Below are 18,087 nucleotides of genomic sequence, written 5' to 3'. Positions count from 1 at the left end.
TTTATCGCTTTTTCGCTTATCCCGAAGGATTTGCGAGGCAGTTATTACTCGTTGTTCAGTTTTCAAAGAGCAAGCTTCTATTTCGTTTGTATCGCTTGTTTTGCTTGTCGTCCGCGTGTTTCTCTCGGCCGGAATTAGAATATATCATGTACTTGTACATTTGGTCAAGCATTTATTCAAAAAAAGTTTTAAACTCTTAGTAATGGCACTTTTAACTGCTTATTTCCTTCCTACTTACCTTCCACCCATCCCCTAGCCCGCCCCGTTCTGTCAGCTCATGAGAAATCCTTCCTACTAACATTACAATTGTTATAAGATAATAGCATCACATTCCATTAATCAAACCTACACTAATGTAAGGAGGCCATAGGATGCCGCGAACAGATATCGAACAAATCTCCACCCTCTTGCCTGCTTGGGTGGAATCCAGCAAGAAACAATGCATTCATGGAAAAACAGCCTCTTATATACCAGAACTGTCTAAAGCTCCTATCGAAGCATTAGGTATTCATCTTATCGATTCTAACGGGCATTCAATCTCCGCAGGCGATTCAGAGCTCGCATTCACCATGCAAAGCATCTCGAAAGTTTTCACGCTAATTCTAGCGCTGATGGACAATGGCGAAGAGGTTGTGTTCGATAAAGTGGGCATGGAGCCAACAGGTGACAACTTCAACTCCATGCTTAAGCTGGAGCTCGTTCAACCAGGTATTCCATTTAATCCGCTCATTAATGCTGGAGCGATTGCCATTTCTTCTTTAATTGCTGGAAAAGACGCCAACGAGAAATCTCAGCGAGTGCTCCGGTTCATACAGCTTCTTTCTAATAACAGCTCTCTCAGCTGCGATCTTGACGTATATCGCTCTGAATCCGCAACCGCTAACTTAAACCGCTCCATGGCTTATTTTCTGAAAGACAACGGAGTATTGCAAGGACAGGTTGAAGACGTACTTGATGTTTACTTCCGTCATTGCTCCATCAGTGTGACCTGTGCGGATCTCGCTCAAATGGCTTTGGTACTAGCACACAACGGAACAAATCCACTGACTGGCGACAAGCTTATTCCCCGCCGCTACGTTCAGATAGCCAAAACATTCATGACTACCTGCGGTATGTACAACGCTTCTGGAGAATTTGCTATCCAAGTCGGACTGCCCGCCAAGAGCGGTGTAGCCGGAGGAATTTTGACAATGGTGCCTGGCAGGTATGGCATTGGGTTGATCGGACCTTCTCTGAATCGTAAAGGCAACAGTATAGCAGGCGTTAATCTTCTACAAACGATGTCACAGCAATTCGATTGGAGCTTATTCTAGTGCCATTTCGTTAGCATCAAAAAAAGAAGGATGATACCCTAGCGAATAAATTCGCCGGATCATCCTTCTTGATGAGCTATAATCAAGGCTGCTGATTAATAAGCTTCACATTTTTGTTCAGTATAAAAAACTGTTCTGCCTTGTCGCGGTGCTCATCGGTAATTTGGCCGCTTAGCGCTTTGTATGCGAGGAACACAGCCGTTGCATCATCAACGAAGCCTGCTACCGGAATGAAGTCAGGTATAAGATCAATCGGCAGAATCCAATAAGCTAGCGCTCCGATTGCCGTTGCTTTCGCTGTTAGCGGGGTGTTCGGATCGGCGGAGCAATAATATAGCGTCACGACCTCCTTGGCAAAAGGCACCTTAGCCGCATGCCGCTTTACTTTAGCCCAGAAGCCTTCTTCCACATACTTCGTTTGCTTGTCCTGATCGCCAATTTTGCCAATCCATTTGTTGATATCGACTTCCTCAAGCGGCTTGTCTTTATCCAAGGTCACGGATGCCGTTAGCTCATCCTCCATAACCTCAAAGGGAACAGTATCTTCTACCAGTTTAGTACCGCAAACGGAGCATTCCGCAGCGAGCAGGCTGTTTGACTCCACTTCGTTGTTATGTCCACACTTCGCGCACTGAGCAATAGTCATGCATCCCACCTCCATGTTATACCTACTAATACTCACTAGCGTATCATATAGTTGCATATCGATATGAATGAATAATACTTATTAACCACGGCAGCGCTAACTTGACTCATTCAGCATTCCGTCCTTCAATTGGCTGCCTACCATCGAGCTATAGAAGCCATGCTGGGCGATCAGCTCTGCGTGGGAGCCCTTCTCGATAATAGCACCATCCTGCAGAACGACAATTTGGTCGGCTTGCTGGATCGTGTTCAAACGGTGTGCGATTACAAAGCTGGTTCGTCCCTGCATAAGCCGCTGAAGCGCTTCTTGAATTTTGATTTCTGTTACGGTATCAATGCTGCTCGTCGCCTCATCAAGCACCAGAATAGAAGGATTCGCCAGAATTGCTCTCGCGATAGCAAGCAGTTGCTTCTGTCCTTGGCTAATCCCGCTGCCGTCCGGTTTAAGCATGGAATGGTAGCCTAATTTGAGCCGTGTTATAAAAGAATGGGCGTTAGCTAGCTTCGCAGCCTGCTCAACCTCCGCATCTGTTGCGTCCAGCTTGCCATAGCGAATATTCTCAAGAATCGTCCCTTCGAACAAGAAGGAGTCCTGCAGTACAAATGCCATATGCGAGCGAAGGTTCTCACGCTTGATCATGCGGGTATCGATCCCATCAATGAGGATATTGCCCACACTTGGGTCGTAGAATCGGCATAATAGCTGGATTAGCGTCGTCTTGCCCGCTCCTGTTGGACCAACAAGTGCAACAGTATCTCCTGGCCTAAGCTCAAAGCTGACATCGCTGATCGTTGAAGCTCGGCCTTCATACGCAAACGTTACATCGTTGAACACTACACTTCCTTTTACCTCCGTCAACTCTATTGCAGCCCCTTCGTCAACCCGCTCCTCATCCTCACCCAGCACATCGAACACACGCTCAGCTCCCGCTACAGCAGAGAGCAGCGTATTCCATTGGTTAGCGAGGTCATTGAGCGGCCTTGTAAACTGTCTGGAGTATTCAGCAAAAATAATGATCGTACCGACCGTAATCTGATCATTCAGCACGAAAATCGCACCTACACCGGCAATAACAGCAAAGCTTAGATTGTTGAGCGCATTCATTAGCTTCGGAATAAATCCGGAAATCGTCTGCGCCCAGAACCCGGAAACACGAATACGCTCGTTGCGTTCCTTGAATGCAGCGATGACCGTATGCTCCTGCGAGAAAGCCTTAACAATGCGCTGGCCTGACAGCGTCTCTTCTATATATCCGTTTAGATCGCCAAGATTCCGCTGCTGCGCTTTAAAGAGTCGCCCCGTTTGCTTCGTTATCCACTTCATGCCGAGCAGCATAAGCGGCACGACAAGGAAGGTTAGCAATGTCAATAACGGACTGAGTGACAGCATAACGGTAACTGTCCCGATTAATAGAAGTATGCTTGAGAACACTTGAATGACGGAGCTGTTCAAGGACGAGCTTACATTCTCAATATCATTCGTGACTCGGCTCATCAGTTCACCGTGCTGGCGCTTGCTGAAATAGGGGATCGGCAAGCGATGCAAATGCTCGAACAGCTGAACTCGCATTCGTAAAACTGTTTTCTGCGAAATGCCTATCATCCAGATACTCTGCAGCCACATGGTAACAGAGTGAAGCACATAGACGACACCCATGCCCACAAGGAATAGAACAAAACCGCTGTCACGTGAAATTAAATAGTGGTCTATAGCAGTTCCAGCCATGTATGGACCCAGCAAGGACAACGCGGAGCTGAGTATAACCATGACAACAACTGCGGCCAACCGACCTTTGTACGCAATCAAGTAACCCCACATTTGCTTCAAAGTGCCGGACATATTTCTCGCCCGCGGCTTGCGCTTAGCCTTGCCTGTGTTGCCCTTCGATGCAGCCGCCCCCGCTGAACTCTCATCTAATCCTCGTGTATATTGAAACGGTTCTTTTAGAGCTTTAAGCACGGGACACACCCTCTTTCCCGAACTGCGATTCATAAATCTTTTGATATAAACTTGATTGATGTATGAGTTGCTCATGCTTGCCTTGCGCAAGCAACTGACCTTCATCCAGCAACAATATAGCGTCTGCTAGTACGGTTGAGCTGATCTTTTGTGTAATAAGAAAGGTCGTACACTTTATATGCTTGAGCGCTTGCAGAAGAGCTGCTTCGGTCTTCACATCCAGTGCACTCGTACTATCATCAAGCAGTAATACAACCGGTTTCCTTACCAAAGCCCTAGCAATCGTCAACCGCTGCTTCTGTCCCCCCGACAAATTGACGCCCTTCTGGCCCACAATCGTATCGTATTGCTCCGGAAGTTTCATAATCGTATCATGAATTTGAGCGAGCTTCGCAGCTTCTATAATCTCGGCGCGGGTTGCATTCTCCTTGCCCCACCGTATATTTTCTTCAACTGAGCCCGTAAACAACATAATCTCCTGAGGTACATATCCGATATGCTTGCGAAGCTGATCCAGCTTCATCATACGATTATCATTGCCATCCAAGCTGATCCTCCCAGACTGTACATCGTACAATCGCGGAATAAGTTGAACGAGAGAGGTTTTACCTGAACCCGTAGCACCCATAATGGCAATAGTATCGCCAGGTTCAGCCTCAAAAGATATATCCCGCAGCACATACTGATCAGCATCCGGATATTGAAACGACACATTCTCGAAGGAAACGCGGCCAGCAACCAGCTTTAGATTCTCGTCACTCTCCTGCGTGTCCTTTAGATCGATATCGGTCAGCATAACCTCTTCCATCCGCTGGGCTGATGCCCTTGCTCTAGAGAAGTTGACTACGATCATCGACATGATAGACAATGCCGCAGTCGTTCTTGTTGCATAATTCACAATAGCAATAACCTCACCTACTGATGCTCCGTTAGTATCCAGCTCGAATCTGCCGAACCATAATACAGCCATTACGCTTGCGTTCATGAATAGCAATACGATAGGCATCGTAACCTCGGTCAGGCGAAGCGCCGCAACCGTATTGTCCATTAACAGCCCGCTTGATTGTGCGAACCTTGCGGTCTCATGCTTCATTCGTACAAATACACGGACGATCCTCATCCCGATTAAATTTTGCTGCATGACGCCATTTACCGTATCAAGCTGCTGCTGTACGGAACGAAACAGCTTCTCGCCACTTTTGAGCACCCAAATTAAAAATATGCCCAAAAAAGGGATGACTGCAGCAAGCCAGATCGCAAGCTTGGGCTGGACAATAAATGCCATCACAATACTGCCAATAACGAGCAGCGGTGCACGAAGCATGATTCGCAAGCCCATAAAAACGGTATTTTGCAGCTGTGTAACGTCATTAGTCAGCCTTGTAATCAACGATGATTCAGGAAAACGGTTAAAATTAGCAAATGAGAACGATTGCACTTTTTCATATAGACGCTCTCGCAAGTCATAACCAAAGCTCTGACTAACATGAGAAGCGTAGAATGAACTAAGGATGCCTGCTGCAAATGCCAATAGGGAACAGCCAACTAGAAAACCGCCCCACTTCAGCACAACCGCTAGGTTATTGCTGCCGATGCCGTCATCAATAATTCTGGCAATAATATACGGCTGCAGCAGTTCTACCATCAGCTCAGTCAACATAAGCAGCAAAGCCACATACACCGTAATACGGTATTTCTTGAGATAAGCAAACATGGTCAGCATCTTCGATCCTCCGAGTAATAATGGCTTAACTACCTTATACCTCATTATATCTTCTCAAAAATAAAAATGGCATACCCCAACAAATAAACCGTTGAGGGTATGCTTTACATTGGACATATAAAAAAGAGAATACGCGGTTACAAAGCAGGCAAGGCCAGCTTAAACACCGCGTACATCCTCATAAAACACTCGAAACATAATATCATGATTATAGTTCCCGAAGCCTTTCCCATACAAGGTCAGACCGCCGACATGGACAGCGTCTTCCTTCACTGCAATTCGGAATGTCCAGAAATTGCGCTCCAATCCGATTTCACCAATACTCACCGTGGACATATGCTGCCCGTCTATCAGCGTGCCATTCTCCTGAATACGAATAACCTTCAACAAACCATATTGATTGACACGATCTCCCCACCATGCCGGCGAGAAACGTCCCCTGACATCACCGTAGTCGCCTGGGCTTGTCCACATGCCGATATCCAAGCCATTAAGCGAGAAATCGATATCCGAGGGCCAATTCTCATTAACACCTGGTGCTTCTGAGCCAAGCTCCAAAGTGATTTCAAGTGCTACAGGACGCTGACCCGCAACCAAGTAATTCGGTACTTTATATTCAACATAGCCTTTGCCAAACCATAATATCCCTGCATTCATCCGCTCGGGCTCCAAGAAGAAACGCGGATCGTCAAACTGCCCAATCATCTTCTCAGCCGTTGCAATGCCACAGGTTGGAAAAACCTCAAATTCTGTGAAATGGCCGACAGGTACACTTACATCATGCACTTTCTTTACGTCTAGAGCTGGACTCGGAAGATCGATGGTAATGGAGCGTTCAGCGAGTGTGCAAATTTTGTGTGTGCCGCCTTGCTTTCTCACCATTTTGGTATGAACAATTCCTGCTTTCTCCAGCTTTCTGATATGCATCGTTACGATAGCGCTGCTGAGACCAATGGCTTCGGCAAGCTCTTTCACATTCATCGAGTTGCTCGCAAGCAGCTTAATAATAGACAGCCTTACTGAGCTGGCCAGCGCTTCATATAATGGCAGCCATTCTTCATCTGTACTCGCTTGTATCATTGTTCTCTCCTCCTCCCTCTATTGTATAACAAGAGAGGGGCATCCCAAAAGCTGCTATTGCGGCTTCCGGACACCCCTTGATCATTAAGTCAGCTTAATACGAATAACATTCCACGATGCTTTGCCGAGCGTTGATTGGATTTTCCCGCCATCAGCCAGAGCAGCATTGCCTGAAGTATGCGGTGTAACGCGGTTAGGCGCTTCAACAGTATTCGTTGTTTTGAGATCCTCATGTTCAAGCACGATATGCTCAATAATGGTAAATGCGCCGAAGCTGCGAAGGTCGATTTCAAAAGGCAGTGCTTCGTTAATATTGCGGTTTACTGCAAAAATAGTTACTTCTTCTTTCTCTTCGTTATGAATGGCAACCGTCTCTAGATACGGCACGTCTGTGAAATCCTTCGTATCATGCTTAGGCGATTTCACGAGTGGAACGAGAACCGTCCCGCGCCCAAAGATGCTTGCATGCATGTATGGATAATAAATCGTTTGCTTCCAGGCTGGGCCACCATTTTGCGTCATAATTGGTGCAATAACGTTAACGAGCTGGGCGATACATGCCATTTTTACACGATCTGCACGCTTGAGCATGCTAATGAGCATACATCCCACGACGAGCGCGTCCTCATGCGTATAGACATCCTCAAGCTGCGGCGGAGCAATTTGCCAAGGTTCAAGCTCTTTGTCCTGTGCGTTGGAGTGAAACCATACGTTCCATTCATCGAATGATAAATGAATTTTCTTCTTGCCACGTTTCTTCGCTTGCACGTAATCACAGGTCGAGATAACGGTATTAATGTATGAATCCATGCTCATTGACTGAGCTAGAAAATTTTGCGTATCGTTCTGTAGGTTACCGTAGTACTGATGGATTGAAACATAATCCACCGTCTCATATGCGAGGTCTAATACAGTCGCTTCCCATTCTGGGAAAGTCGGCATACCAATATAGGAGCTTCCGCTTGCTACAAGCTCAATTGTTGGATCTACCCAGCGCATCGCTTTTCCCGTTTCATTCGCAAGACGACCGTACTCTACGGAAGTTTTGTGTCCAATTTGCCATGGCCCGTCCATTTCGTTGCCCAAGCACCAGGTTTTCACATTATGCGGATCTTTATAACCGTGCTGGATCCGAAGATCGCTCCAGTAAGAACCTGATTTGTGATTCGAATATTCAATGAGATTTCGAGCTTCATCAATTCCTCTTGTACCTAAGTTAACGGCCATCATCGCTTCTGTGTTTGCTTTTTTGCACCAATCCATAAACTCATTGAAACCAATCCAGTTCGGCTCAATCGTTCTCCATGCAAGCTCGAGTCTCTTAGGCCGTTGATCCACTGGACCTACGCCATCCTCCCAATTGTAACCGGATACAAAATTACCCCCAGGATAACGAACGATGGGCACATCAAGAGCTTTCACAAGCTCCAATACATCCGATCTGAAGCCCTGCTCATCTGCTTGCGGGTGATCTGCCTCATAAATACCACCATACACAGCACGACCTAGATGTTCAATAAATGAACCATATATTCGTTTGTCTACTTCTCCGATTTGAAAATCCTTGTCTACAATCATCGTTGCCTTATCTGCCATGATCATCCACCTCATGAAATTAATAGTATCATTAATTAGCTAGTCAACCACTCATCAGCACTTCTGACTATTATTTAACTACAGCTTTACGATTAATTCAAGCATTAATTTTGTCGGACTTGAATTAATAAATACATTAACAAGAAGGTCAATTCTTCTAAAATGTTTCCAAATTTAGTTCCAAAGTTTAGTCCAGACTATTAAAGTAGTTCCATTATCCTAATAATTATCAATTATTCCTTGAGTTAGAGCATGTTTTAGACTACTATAGAACCATAAGGCAAGTCCTTTGTTTCAACACTATGGTAGGAGTTGAGAACATGAGCAGTTCTATACGCTCACTGGAAGATGCAGCCGATCATATCATTGATACCTTGAAGCATTTTCTATGCGTAGACACATTGTTCATCACAACAATTGATGGACAAAGAAGCAGAATCATTCGAGCATTTAATCGTCATGAACCACCTATTCAGGGCAGTCCCCAGTTGTTGCTAAGCTATAGCAATCTCGTCATCACGCACAGAGAATCCTTCCTATACATTCCAAACATCCTCGACGATCATCGGACAGCCCTATTAACGTCTACTCAACAACTCGGAGCCCTCTCCTTCATCGGAGTTCCCATTAGTTCCGATGACAAGCAGGTGATTGGAACCATCTGCGCTCTGCATGCTGATCCCATCCAATTGGATGAGAAGCAGTCCGCTTTTCTGGAATCATTGGCTTCTTTCTTCGGTTACATCTTGGCGCTCGAGAATGCAAGCGTTACCGATAGTCTAACAGGCCTCTATAATCGACGATATTTATCACATTTGTACGATAAACAGTCAGACAAGCTGTTTAGCGTCATGTTCATTGATATTGACGATTTCAAAGAAGTAAATGACTCCTACGGTCATGACTTTGGCGATATACTACTGCTTCAAATAGCTGCCAGGCTAAAGCATAGCGTTCGCAAGTCAGACATTCTTGTCCGTTACGGGGGAGATGAGTTCGTCATCTGCTTCGAGCACTTAGTCGACAACCAGGACATTGAAATTGTTGCTGGCAAAATCAAAGATTCCATTAACGATCCCTTCTCGATAAATGGCCGTAATATTCGCATATCGGCCAGCATCGGCATAAGTTCATCACCTGGGACGGGACAAAATCTCAAAAATATGATCAGCGATGCGGATCAAGCGATGTATGGAATCAAACAACACGAAAAAAACCTTTGAAAGCGAGATTGGGCAGGAACGACTACGCTCCTCTTTATCGCTTCAAAGGTTTTTTTATTTATTTGCTAAGTGCCAGCCTCAGCTCAATCGTAAGATTATTTTCCGTCTCCATGACGATTGTGTGCGGGCTCTTCATGCCGAAGTCATCGAATGTAACAACTGTATTTGCTTCCAGCTTCAAAGAGCTTCCATCGTATGAAGTTTTACCAGCAAACTCTACTTCTTTCGAAATCCCTTTGACCGTTAGCTCACCTTTGATTTTCACATCATAAACCTCGCCCGAAGTCCATTCAGCAGGAAGGCCTTCGAAGGTTACCGCCTTAAACTCCGCATTAGGAAATTGTGTGGTATCTAAATATTCCGATCCGGCAATATGACTGTCTCGCTGCGAGTTTCCTGAATCCATACTTGTCACATCAACCGTCGCAACAGCGCTCGTCTGAGCGGCATCCGCTGAATTCAGATCCCATGTGCCCGTTACCTTACTTAGCTCATAATTGACAGTTTCTCTTGAAGTTGTTACAGAGAAGTACACCTTCGAATCAGCGCCGATCGTCCACATCCCATCAACATTCGCAGCCTCTCCAGATGCTTCAGTCAATTCAGTGTCAGATTGTGCATTATTGCCTGTGGTTCCCTCAACAACCCCGCTGTTATTGGCAGCAGGCGCTTCATTAATAACACTCTCAATTTCCACATGATTTCCTGTTGAATGGTCATAAATATAATACAGGGCACCACCTACTACGATAATGATTGCTGCAGCCAGTATGGCTATCTTTTTATTTTTCATCTCTTTTCCTCCTACTATTTTATATGTGTGGTGCTGCCTGTCCATCGTCTCGTTTTCTCTACCACACTACAGATTGTAATGTAATATTCTGAGAACAATCTGAAACAAAGCTTAAATGAAAATGAAAAATAAATCGCCTCTACGATTCATCTTGCCGTCGTCATAACCTTGGCCTATTCTTCATACATATGGTATGAATCGTATTGCCGAATGCGGAGGGATGACAGATGAAACAGGATGAGATTCGCGCGCTTAAGCGATCCATCGATGAAATAACTGAAATCGCACAAGGATTTGGGCTGGACTTCTATCAAATGCGATATAAGATTTGTCCCGCTGACATTATTTATACGTTTAGCGCTTATGGGATGCCTACTCGTTTTAGTCATTGGAGTTTTGGAAAGACAAAACATCATTAATATGAAAACTTGGGGGTAATCAGATGAGTCCGGATGATATCCGTTTACTAGAGCGAGCTATCGATGAAATAACTGAAATCGCGCAAGGGTTTGGGTTGGATTTTTACCAAATGCGTTATGAGATCTGCCCAGCAGAAATCATTTATACATTTGGTGCTTATGGAATGCCTACGCGGTTTAGTCATTGGAGTTTTGGAAAAAGCTTCAATAAAATGAAGTTACAGTACGATTTTGGATTAAGCAAAATTTATGAACTCGTCATTAATTCTAACCCTTGTTACGCCTTTCTTCTAGATGGTAATTCTTTGATTCAGAATAAACTCATCGTTGCTCACGTTCTAGCTCACTGTGACTTCTTTAAGAATAATGCACGCTTTGGAGTAACGAATCGAAATATGGTCGAAAGTATGTCCGCAACTGCAGATCGTATTCATCAATATGAAATGGACCATGGAACAGAGGCTGTTGAGAAATTTATTGATGCGATTCTAGCTATACAAGAACATGTCGATCCGACACTTATAAAACCTTACCAGTTAGATAAGAAACGTTATATTGAAATGGTGCAAAAGGACAGTCAGCGATCAGAATGGAACATCCCTTCATCTCAGTATGATGATTTATGGAATCTAGATCCAGACAGGACAGCTGCTGCTGAAGCAGCTGCGCAATCTCAAGCTGCAGATGCTAAACGTTTTCCTCCCAGACCAGAAAAAGACGTAATCTGGTTTATAGAGGAGTACTCACCAACACTTCAAGATTGGCAGCGTGATATTCTCTCTATGCTGCGCGATGAAATGCTTTATTTCTGGCCACAGATAGAGACTAAGATTATGAACGAAGGCTGGGCCTCCTATTGGCATCAGCGCATTATACGGGAGTTAGATCTGACTAGTGAAGAAACGATTGAGTTTGCTAAACTTAACTCTTCCGTCGTTCAGCCTTCTCGTCATAGCCTAAATCCCTATTATTTGGGCTTAAAGATATTTGAGGATATCGAGCGACGCTTCGATAACCCGACTGCGGAGGAGCAGCGACGATTCGGACGTGTTCCTGGTAAGGGAAGAGAAAAGATGTTCGAGGTTCGCGAGCTCGACTCTGACATCTCCTTCCTACGCAACTACTTGACCAAGGACTTAGTAAACGATTTAGATTTGTACATTTTCGAGAAAAAAGGACCGGAATGGAAAATAACCGATAAGTCGTGGGAAAATATTCGTGATCAACTTGTCTACTCTAAGGTTAACGGAGGTTTTCCTAGTCTAATGGTTAAAGATGGCGACTTTAATCGTGTAGGTGAACTGTATCTCATTCATGAATACGAGGGCATGGAGCTCGATCTGAAATACGTGGAGCGCACGCTGCCCCATGTCGTTCAGCTTTGGGGGAAAAACGTGCATCTTGAAACATTCGTAGAAGATAAAAAAATCGTGTTTAGCTGTGATGGGAAGAAGACGAGCCGGAAGTTTGTTTAAACTTCATCTTTTCGAAAACCAAAAATCGGATCCTGGGATCCGATTTTTAGGTTGCATTTAAGCCTTTGTAAAATAATAAATTAACTTTCAAAAATTTTTCCTTACATTAATTTTTGCCAGGGAGTCGACGGGGATCATCCCCCTTTATATACAGATTTTTTTCTCAGTACATTCTCAATACAAAAACCTTTTTCTTAAAGACTAAAATACCCTTGCGTGCTGGAAATATTGGATTGCTTCATAGTTCGTCGAACAAACGTTTCCCGTTAGTTGAATGTCCTTTGTTCCATGGTTGAGCGATTTTGACGTGCTCTGGCGAAACTTATTATATTGATCGGAGTTTCATGATCCTACATTTGCTGTTTAATGGCTTTAATCGTTGCAAAATGTATGCCTTCGTGATACAAACAAAAACTAAGACACTCCTTAACGGTCAATAGTTCAAGACCAGCCGAAGTAACATATGGTTTCTCGAGATTGTCTTCTAGCCTGTGCTCCAAGATTTGCTTAATCCGATCGATTTGCTTAGATAGTAAAACAGCAATTTCATCCAAGCTAGGTACTTGCGTTCCCCAGCTTTCCGGCTTAGTCCCAGGAGCAAACAATTCTGCAATATGCTTAGGCAAATCCATCTTCTCATTCGTTAACGCAAAAGAAAACTTCTCATGAACAAGAAGAATGTGCCCCAGATTCCACAGAATATTGTTGTTAAAACCTCTTGGTACAGTGCGTGTCTCTTCCTCGCTAATCCCGTCAACCAGTTTTATTGTATTACCTCGAACAAATCGTAATTGTTTAAAAAGATAATTAACCATACCTCATTCTCCCCTTTGAAAATATTATGGTTGCTACACCGCATAATCATGACCATATTTTAACATATCCTACCGTGGAGGATAATCGCCCGTTTCTACGATAAAGCACACTTCATTCAAACAACATTCCGTTGCGCTAAACTGCCAGTTAGCGTAACGAAGGGCCGCCCATTGGCAGCCCTCATGGTATTGAACTATCGTTCCCGATAGCTTAATCACCCTTGCTTATTCTTTCCAATGCATCTTCAATGGTTTCATACTTAATGTTATCGTATTCCCAAGTCAAATGGCGGTTAATGGCTAGAGCTACTTCCCCCCCATGTTGGACGAATCGAGTCTCGTAAGATTGTATTTATTCGTTCTTCAATTCGAGCTCGATCAAATGTATGCACTATAAATGTCGCTCGGCCATCAATTATTAGCTCTTCATCAAGCATGGAAAGGAGTCTGTCCGTAGTCCTAACACGGAAATAGAAATATTCGACCCCCTCAACTTCCTCTTCTCCAATAAGCAGCACCGCGAGCAAGGAATCCTTTGGAACTATCTTTTATTTCTACAATAACAAGAAATTTTAGTACGGGCTTTATCATAAACTGACCCCCTGTTACTTCTATAGATTAGATCGGCTTTTTTACTAACGTTTCCCGTTTGTGGAGCGGTTAAAGTTTAACTTTGTCGGAAATCGGAATTTCTTGAGGTATTCGCCTGAAAATCGAACTCGCCATAAAGTAGGTGAATTCGTGCCGCAAGACTAATTAAGCTTCTTATTCACACCCGTCTTTTTGGACAGGCAAGCCTTCAATTCCACATGCGGAATTGAAGGTTTTTAGCTGGTCTCGAACGCTTCCGGTACTGGTTTTCTGTGAAATGCTTTTATATCTTGAAGCGGAGGGAGCCCGAAGAGTCGGCGGTATTCCCGGCTGAATTGAGCCGGGCTCTCGTATCCGACTTCCAGCGCGGCGGCCGTCGCGTTCGCGAAGCCGTTCAGCATGAGGCGTCTTGCTTCCTGGAGGCGGAGCTGCTTCTGATATTGCAGGGGAGCCATCGTCGTGACAGCTTTAAACTTGTGATGAAGTCCTGAGACGCTCATTTTAGACGACCTGGCCACCTCTTCGATTGTAAAGGTTCTATTGTAATTTTTCTTTATCCATTCAATGGCTCTACTGATCCCCTCATTTTGCTGGTCCATGAAGACACGTTGGACAAACAAGTGCCCATAATCTCCAGTAAGCAAGCGGAATATCATCTCGCGCTTGATCAGCGAAGACAGAAAGCGGATTTCCGCCTCGGACTTGCCTCGCAGCTCCAACAGCCGGATGAATAAGAGCTGCAAGTGCTCATCAGATTTGCCTATGTAGGCTCCAGGCCCCAGCATTCGGTCGAACGGCTTTACGCTGATACCTGTATCCGTCATGACAGAAGCAATTTCTTCCGCAGTCACATCGATTCGCAAGCCGATATATGGCGATTGCCGCGTAGCGCCGACGACTTGACCAGAGGCCGGTATATCAATCAACGAAACCAAATAGTCGCCCCCGCCATAATAGATCGTGTCTTGACCGAGATGAAGCTTCTTGACCCCTTGTAGAATCAGGCAAAAGGATGGGGTGAGAACTCCGGGTATGATCGCCGTCGGTCGGTTGCGCCGGACCAGAGAAAAAAAGGGTACGGGCGTCTCCGTACGACCCTCTGCAAGATTAAGGAAATCAACCATATTCAATATTTGATCCAATTTCGTCTGCATGGGAACTTCCCTCCATTCCTTTTTTTCTCTCCCATTATACAGCCTTCCTCTAACTGCGCCAATCTGTTTATCCAACAATAAGAATTTCACTTTGCAGTATTGAGCAATTTTTTAGCAGAAACGAGATACTTCCCAATGCAGATTCGCGTCATAATAATCGTTATTACATGAAAGGGAGGTTATCCTCTTGAATGAACATTCGAAACGAATTATTTTAGCGATGATCGTCGCCTGTCAGCTGATGATGGTGCTCGACGCTTCCGTCTTGGTTACCGCGTTACCCGAAATCGGCCGCACACTCCAGCTGTCGACGGCTGCTCTGACTTGGGTGCAGAACGCATATATTTTGACATTCGGAGGTTTCCTATTGTTAGGCGCTCGAGCGGGGGATATCCTAGGAAAGAGAAAAACATTCAGCACGGGGATCGCCTTGTTTTCGTTGGCCTCAATGCTAGCTGGCTTGGCTCCTTCCTCTTCGCTCCTGCTCGCGGCTCGCGCTTTGCAAGGATTGGCGGCAGCGATGGCCACGCCGTCTGCGCTCGCCTTGTTGTCCGTCAGCTTCACGGGAATCCGGGAAAGGTCGAAGGCGATCGCTGTTTACAGCGCCGTATCGGGAGCCGGCGGCAGCGTCGGTCTAATCATCGGCGGATTGTTGACGGATGTGATCTCTTGGCGCGCTGGGATGTTCCTCAACCTGCCTATCGGTGTTGCTCTGCTCCTTATGGTGCCCCGATATATGCGGGAGACAGAGATGAAAGCAGGCAATTTGGATATCATGGGAGCCATGACGTCGGTAATTGGAATGACGGCGCTGGCATTTGGCTTCGTTCAAGCCGCGTCTGTCGGATGGAAAGCGCCGGAAGTATGGGTCTCGCTTGCTCTCGGAGGTGTCTCGCTTGTGGCTTTCGTCTGGATCGAAGCACGAGCGAAAGAGCCGATTACGCCTCTTCGTCTGTTCGCGAGCCGAACGCGATCCGGGGCATACTTAGGAAGGCTGTTGCTCTTGTGCGGAAATTATCCGATCTTTTTCTTCGTTCCGCAATTTCTGCAGAACGTCCTTCATTTCAATTCTTTGGAGGCCGGTCTCGCAATCATGCCGTTCACGGCCGTTCAGTTCGGGATGATGTATACCATGCCTTCGCTTATAGGCCGATTCGGGAACGTTAAAGTACTGATTGCCGGAATGGTAATCGCGATAATCGGAACATGCTGGCTGAGCCTCCTTTCGGCTGATTCGAGCTTTTTCCCACATTTGTTTTTCCCTTTGATCGTCATGGGGTGCGGTGCTGGGATGATCTTCCAGCCCTTCACGACGCTGGGGTTGTCCGACGTGGAGGCCAAGGATGCAGGAGCGGCGTCGGGGCTCGTCAACGTTGCTCATCAGACAGGCGCGTCGCTCGGGCTCGCAGTTCTGATCTCCGTCTTTGAGGCGACAAACCGGCAGGCTGTTCCTTCGGTTACGTCTTTTGCCCATGCGATCTCCGTCTCGCTCGTGGGTTCGGCTGTTTTCCTAACGGCATCCCTCCTAGCGGTTTTGATCTTACTCCTGCCGGCGGACAGGGCGCAGCGCACCGTCGTTGCTGAAACGCGGAACGCATCCTGAAGCTTCATTATTCATTTATTCTTCTGCCAGATGATAGATGAGTTCAAATAGTTTCGCCGAACCGGGATGGATTCATTGATATTTAAAATTTTGATTATTTGCTTACACTTGTCCTGAGATCAAGTCGATGTCGATATATACGTAGAAAATATGTATAGTACAAAGAGTAACGCAATTGAAGAATGCTGCCCTTAGTTCAACAGGCTGCCTAATAAGCCGGCAGCCTGTTATTATTGAGCTATAGTTTCTCGATAGTTCAATGACATCAAACTACTGCAAGATATTTAGATTACTTCTGGGTCTGTCAATAATTTTGTGTAAACTCATTTATAAGGATTCCCCCGAGGGGAATTTTTCTTTTAACGTAGGTACTTACCAACCCGATCCGGGAAGAAAACGGAGAGTTGAAGCAGCATTTGTCCCCAGTTCTGAACACGACCGGTCCATTTGCGGACGACGTCCATGGTCGCGAGGTAGAGCATTTTGAGCAGAGCTTCATTCGAAGGGAAGATGCTTTTACCCTTCGTGACTTTTCGGAGTTGGCAGTGGTAGCTCTCGATGATGCGCCAGGAACGGACGGTGAGCGGATACTTCGTACCCCAGATTTCCTCGAATCGATCAAGCTCTGCGCGTGCAGCGTCTTCTGTAGTCGCCTTGTAGATCGGCTTTAGATCAGCCATCACTTTCTTCAAGTCTTTGTACGAGACGTAGCGCGTTGAATGACGAATTTGATGGATGATGCACTTCTGTATTTCGGTCAGCGGATAGCACGCGGTAATGGCTTGCGAGAAGCAGGTCAGGTTGGCCACACACGTGATGAGGATGTCTTGTGCACCACTGTTCTTCAGCTCATTGAACACGCTGAGCCATAACTTCGCTAACTCGTTCTCGCCGATCTACATGCCAAGCACGTCCTTGTTTCCATCCAGATCAATCCCAATGACCATGTACGCTCTTTGTTCACAATGGCGTCATCTTGCTTCACCTTAAAGTGGATGGCATCGAGAAAGACAACCGCATATACGCCTCGCAGCGGTCTGTTCTGCCATTCTTTTATGAGCGGTACAATCTTGTTGGTCACGTTGGAAATGAATGAGCGTTGGAGAGACGTCGATGCCATAAAGGTTGGCCAAATAATCCTGAATATCTCGTGTACTTACACCCTTTGCGTAAAGCGCTATAATTTGGTCTTCAACACCCGTTATGTTGGATTGGTGTTTCATGATAACGAGCGGTTCGAACTCGCCTTAACGGTCGCGTGGAACCGAAATTTCCTGCTCACCGTACTCACTCATTACCGTCTTACGGCTCTTCCCCTTGCCTTTGGGTCTCACCTCGTGCTTCTGATAGCCAAGATGCGGTATCCATCTAAGCCTCCAGCATCTCCTGGATCGTCTCTGCAAAGAGGTCCTTCAAGGGTTTTATGTATCCTGAGCCGTCATCCATTTATTCTCTTTGATAAACGAACGTAGTTGCTCTTTGACCCACAGTCCCATGTGTTCTCCCCAACCTTTCGGTTACTTCCATTTTAGTAGGTTTTGGAGTTTACACAATTCATTTTACAGACTCATAGCAATCGACCGACTGCATTAGACAGATTTTTTAGGACAAAACCCTCTTTGTAAATGTCAACATAAACATGTACACTTTTGCTTGTTTAAGGATGTACAAAATCACTTGTCCTCTTGGACAAAATG

At 45.6% G+C, this 18,087-nt stretch carries 13 protein-coding genes and 2 pseudogenes; 5 read left to right on the top strand and 10 right to left on the bottom strand.

The window, feature by feature from the left end; genetic code table 11:
* Window positions 1-371: 371 nt before the first annotated feature.
* Window positions 372-1,313, top strand: coding sequence for a glutaminase A (glsA, locus tag FGT79_RS30110; protein WP_138756507.1), 942 nt, complete (start codon window positions 372-374; stop codon window positions 1,311-1,313).
* Window positions 1,314-1,395: 82 nt separating this feature from the next.
* Here glsA and FGT79_RS30105 read toward each other — a convergent pair whose 3' ends face one another.
* From FGT79_RS30105 to arfA, 5 genes are all read right to left on the bottom strand, one after another.
* Window positions 1,396-1,959 carry a YkvA family protein gene (locus FGT79_RS30105; protein WP_246096700.1) on the bottom strand — a complete coding sequence of 188 codons (564 nt, stop codon included), beginning with the start codon at window positions 1,957-1,959 and terminating at the stop codon, window positions 1,396-1,398.
* 96 nt (window positions 1,960-2,055) lie between these two features.
* Window positions 2,056-3,918 carry an ABC transporter ATP-binding protein gene (locus FGT79_RS30100; RefSeq protein WP_246096699.1) on the bottom strand — a complete coding sequence of 621 codons (1,863 nt, stop codon included), beginning with the start codon at window positions 3,916-3,918 and terminating at the stop codon, window positions 2,056-2,058.
* A complete protein-coding gene (locus tag FGT79_RS30095) occupies window positions 3,911-5,641 on the bottom strand; it encodes an ABC transporter ATP-binding protein (protein WP_138756506.1) in 1,731 nt (576 codons plus the stop codon). The genes FGT79_RS30100 and FGT79_RS30095 overlap by 8 nt, the downstream gene beginning before the upstream one ends.
* Window positions 5,642-5,800: 159 nt before the next feature.
* Window positions 5,801-6,721 (bottom strand): ArsR/SmtB family transcription factor, encoded by a 921-nt coding sequence (locus FGT79_RS30090; protein WP_138756505.1) that lies wholly within the window; start codon window positions 6,719-6,721, stop codon window positions 5,801-5,803.
* Between the two features lie 84 nt (window positions 6,722-6,805).
* Entirely contained in the window at window positions 6,806-8,317 is a 1,512-nt protein-coding gene (gene arfA, locus FGT79_RS30085; RefSeq protein WP_171056529.1) for an arabinosylfuranosidase ArfA, read from the bottom strand.
* A 320-nt stretch (window positions 8,318-8,637) separates the two neighbouring features.
* Between arfA and FGT79_RS30080 the strand changes: the two genes are divergently transcribed.
* Window positions 8,638-9,540: a sensor domain-containing diguanylate cyclase gene (locus FGT79_RS30080; protein WP_171056528.1), complete on the top strand. Its 903-nt coding sequence runs from the start codon at window positions 8,638-8,640 to the stop codon at window positions 9,538-9,540.
* Between the two features lie 58 nt (window positions 9,541-9,598).
* Here FGT79_RS30080 and FGT79_RS30075 read toward each other — a convergent pair whose 3' ends face one another.
* Window positions 9,599-10,333: a YceI family protein gene (locus tag FGT79_RS30075; protein WP_171056527.1), complete on the bottom strand. Its 735-nt coding sequence runs from the start codon at window positions 10,331-10,333 to the stop codon at window positions 9,599-9,601.
* 227 nt (window positions 10,334-10,560) lie between these two features.
* Here FGT79_RS30075 and FGT79_RS30070 point away from each other — a divergent pair.
* Both FGT79_RS30070 and FGT79_RS30065 read left to right on the top strand, forming a co-directional pair.
* Window positions 10,561-10,746 (top strand): annotated as a pseudogene (locus FGT79_RS30070) (SpoVR family protein); the annotation flags it as partial.
* Window positions 10,747-10,775: 29 nt separating this feature from the next.
* Window positions 10,776-12,227 (top strand): SpoVR family protein, encoded by a 1,452-nt coding sequence (locus FGT79_RS30065; RefSeq protein ID WP_138756502.1) that lies wholly within the window; start codon window positions 10,776-10,778, stop codon window positions 12,225-12,227.
* A gap of 350 nt (window positions 12,228-12,577) precedes the next feature.
* On the opposite strand, the gene FGT79_RS30060 is transcribed toward FGT79_RS30065, so the two are convergent.
* The 3 genes from FGT79_RS30060 to FGT79_RS30050 all read right to left on the bottom strand — a co-directional run bounded on the left by FGT79_RS30060 (window position 12,578) and on the right by FGT79_RS30050 (window position 14,787).
* Window positions 12,578-13,042 carry a DinB family protein gene (locus tag FGT79_RS30060; RefSeq protein WP_138756501.1) on the bottom strand — a complete coding sequence of 155 codons (465 nt, stop codon included), beginning with the start codon at window positions 13,040-13,042 and terminating at the stop codon, window positions 12,578-12,580.
* 293 nt (window positions 13,043-13,335) lie between these two features.
* The gene (locus tag FGT79_RS32150; protein ID WP_246096698.1) at window positions 13,336-13,560 is read right to left on the bottom strand and encodes an Imm8 family immunity protein; all 225 of its coding nucleotides are present in this window, start codon (window positions 13,558-13,560) and stop codon (window positions 13,336-13,338) included.
* Between the two features lie 309 nt (window positions 13,561-13,869).
* Complete coding sequence (locus FGT79_RS30050; protein ID WP_138756500.1) at window positions 13,870-14,787, bottom strand: AraC family transcriptional regulator; 918 nt, start codon at window positions 14,785-14,787, stop codon at window positions 13,870-13,872.
* 220 nt (window positions 14,788-15,007) lie between these two features.
* On the opposite strand from FGT79_RS30050, the gene FGT79_RS30045 reads away from it, so the two are divergent.
* Window positions 15,008-16,390, top strand: a complete 1,383-nt coding sequence (locus tag FGT79_RS30045) for an MFS transporter (RefSeq protein ID WP_138756508.1) — start codon at window positions 15,008-15,010, stop codon at window positions 16,388-16,390.
* A gap of 359 nt (window positions 16,391-16,749) precedes the next feature.
* On the opposite strand, the pseudogene FGT79_RS30040 reads toward FGT79_RS30045, so the two are convergent.
* Window positions 16,750-17,886 (bottom strand): annotated as a pseudogene (locus FGT79_RS30040) (IS256 family transposase).
* Window positions 17,887-18,087: the final 201 nt, after the last annotated feature.

This window comes from Paenibacillus sinopodophylli (genome assembly GCF_005930355.1).
GTDB lineage: Bacteria > Bacillota > Bacilli > Paenibacillales > Paenibacillaceae > Pristimantibacillus > Pristimantibacillus sinopodophylli.
The sequence above is the reverse complement of the archived record's forward strand: the minus strand, read 5'-3'. Positions and strand labels throughout refer to the sequence as shown.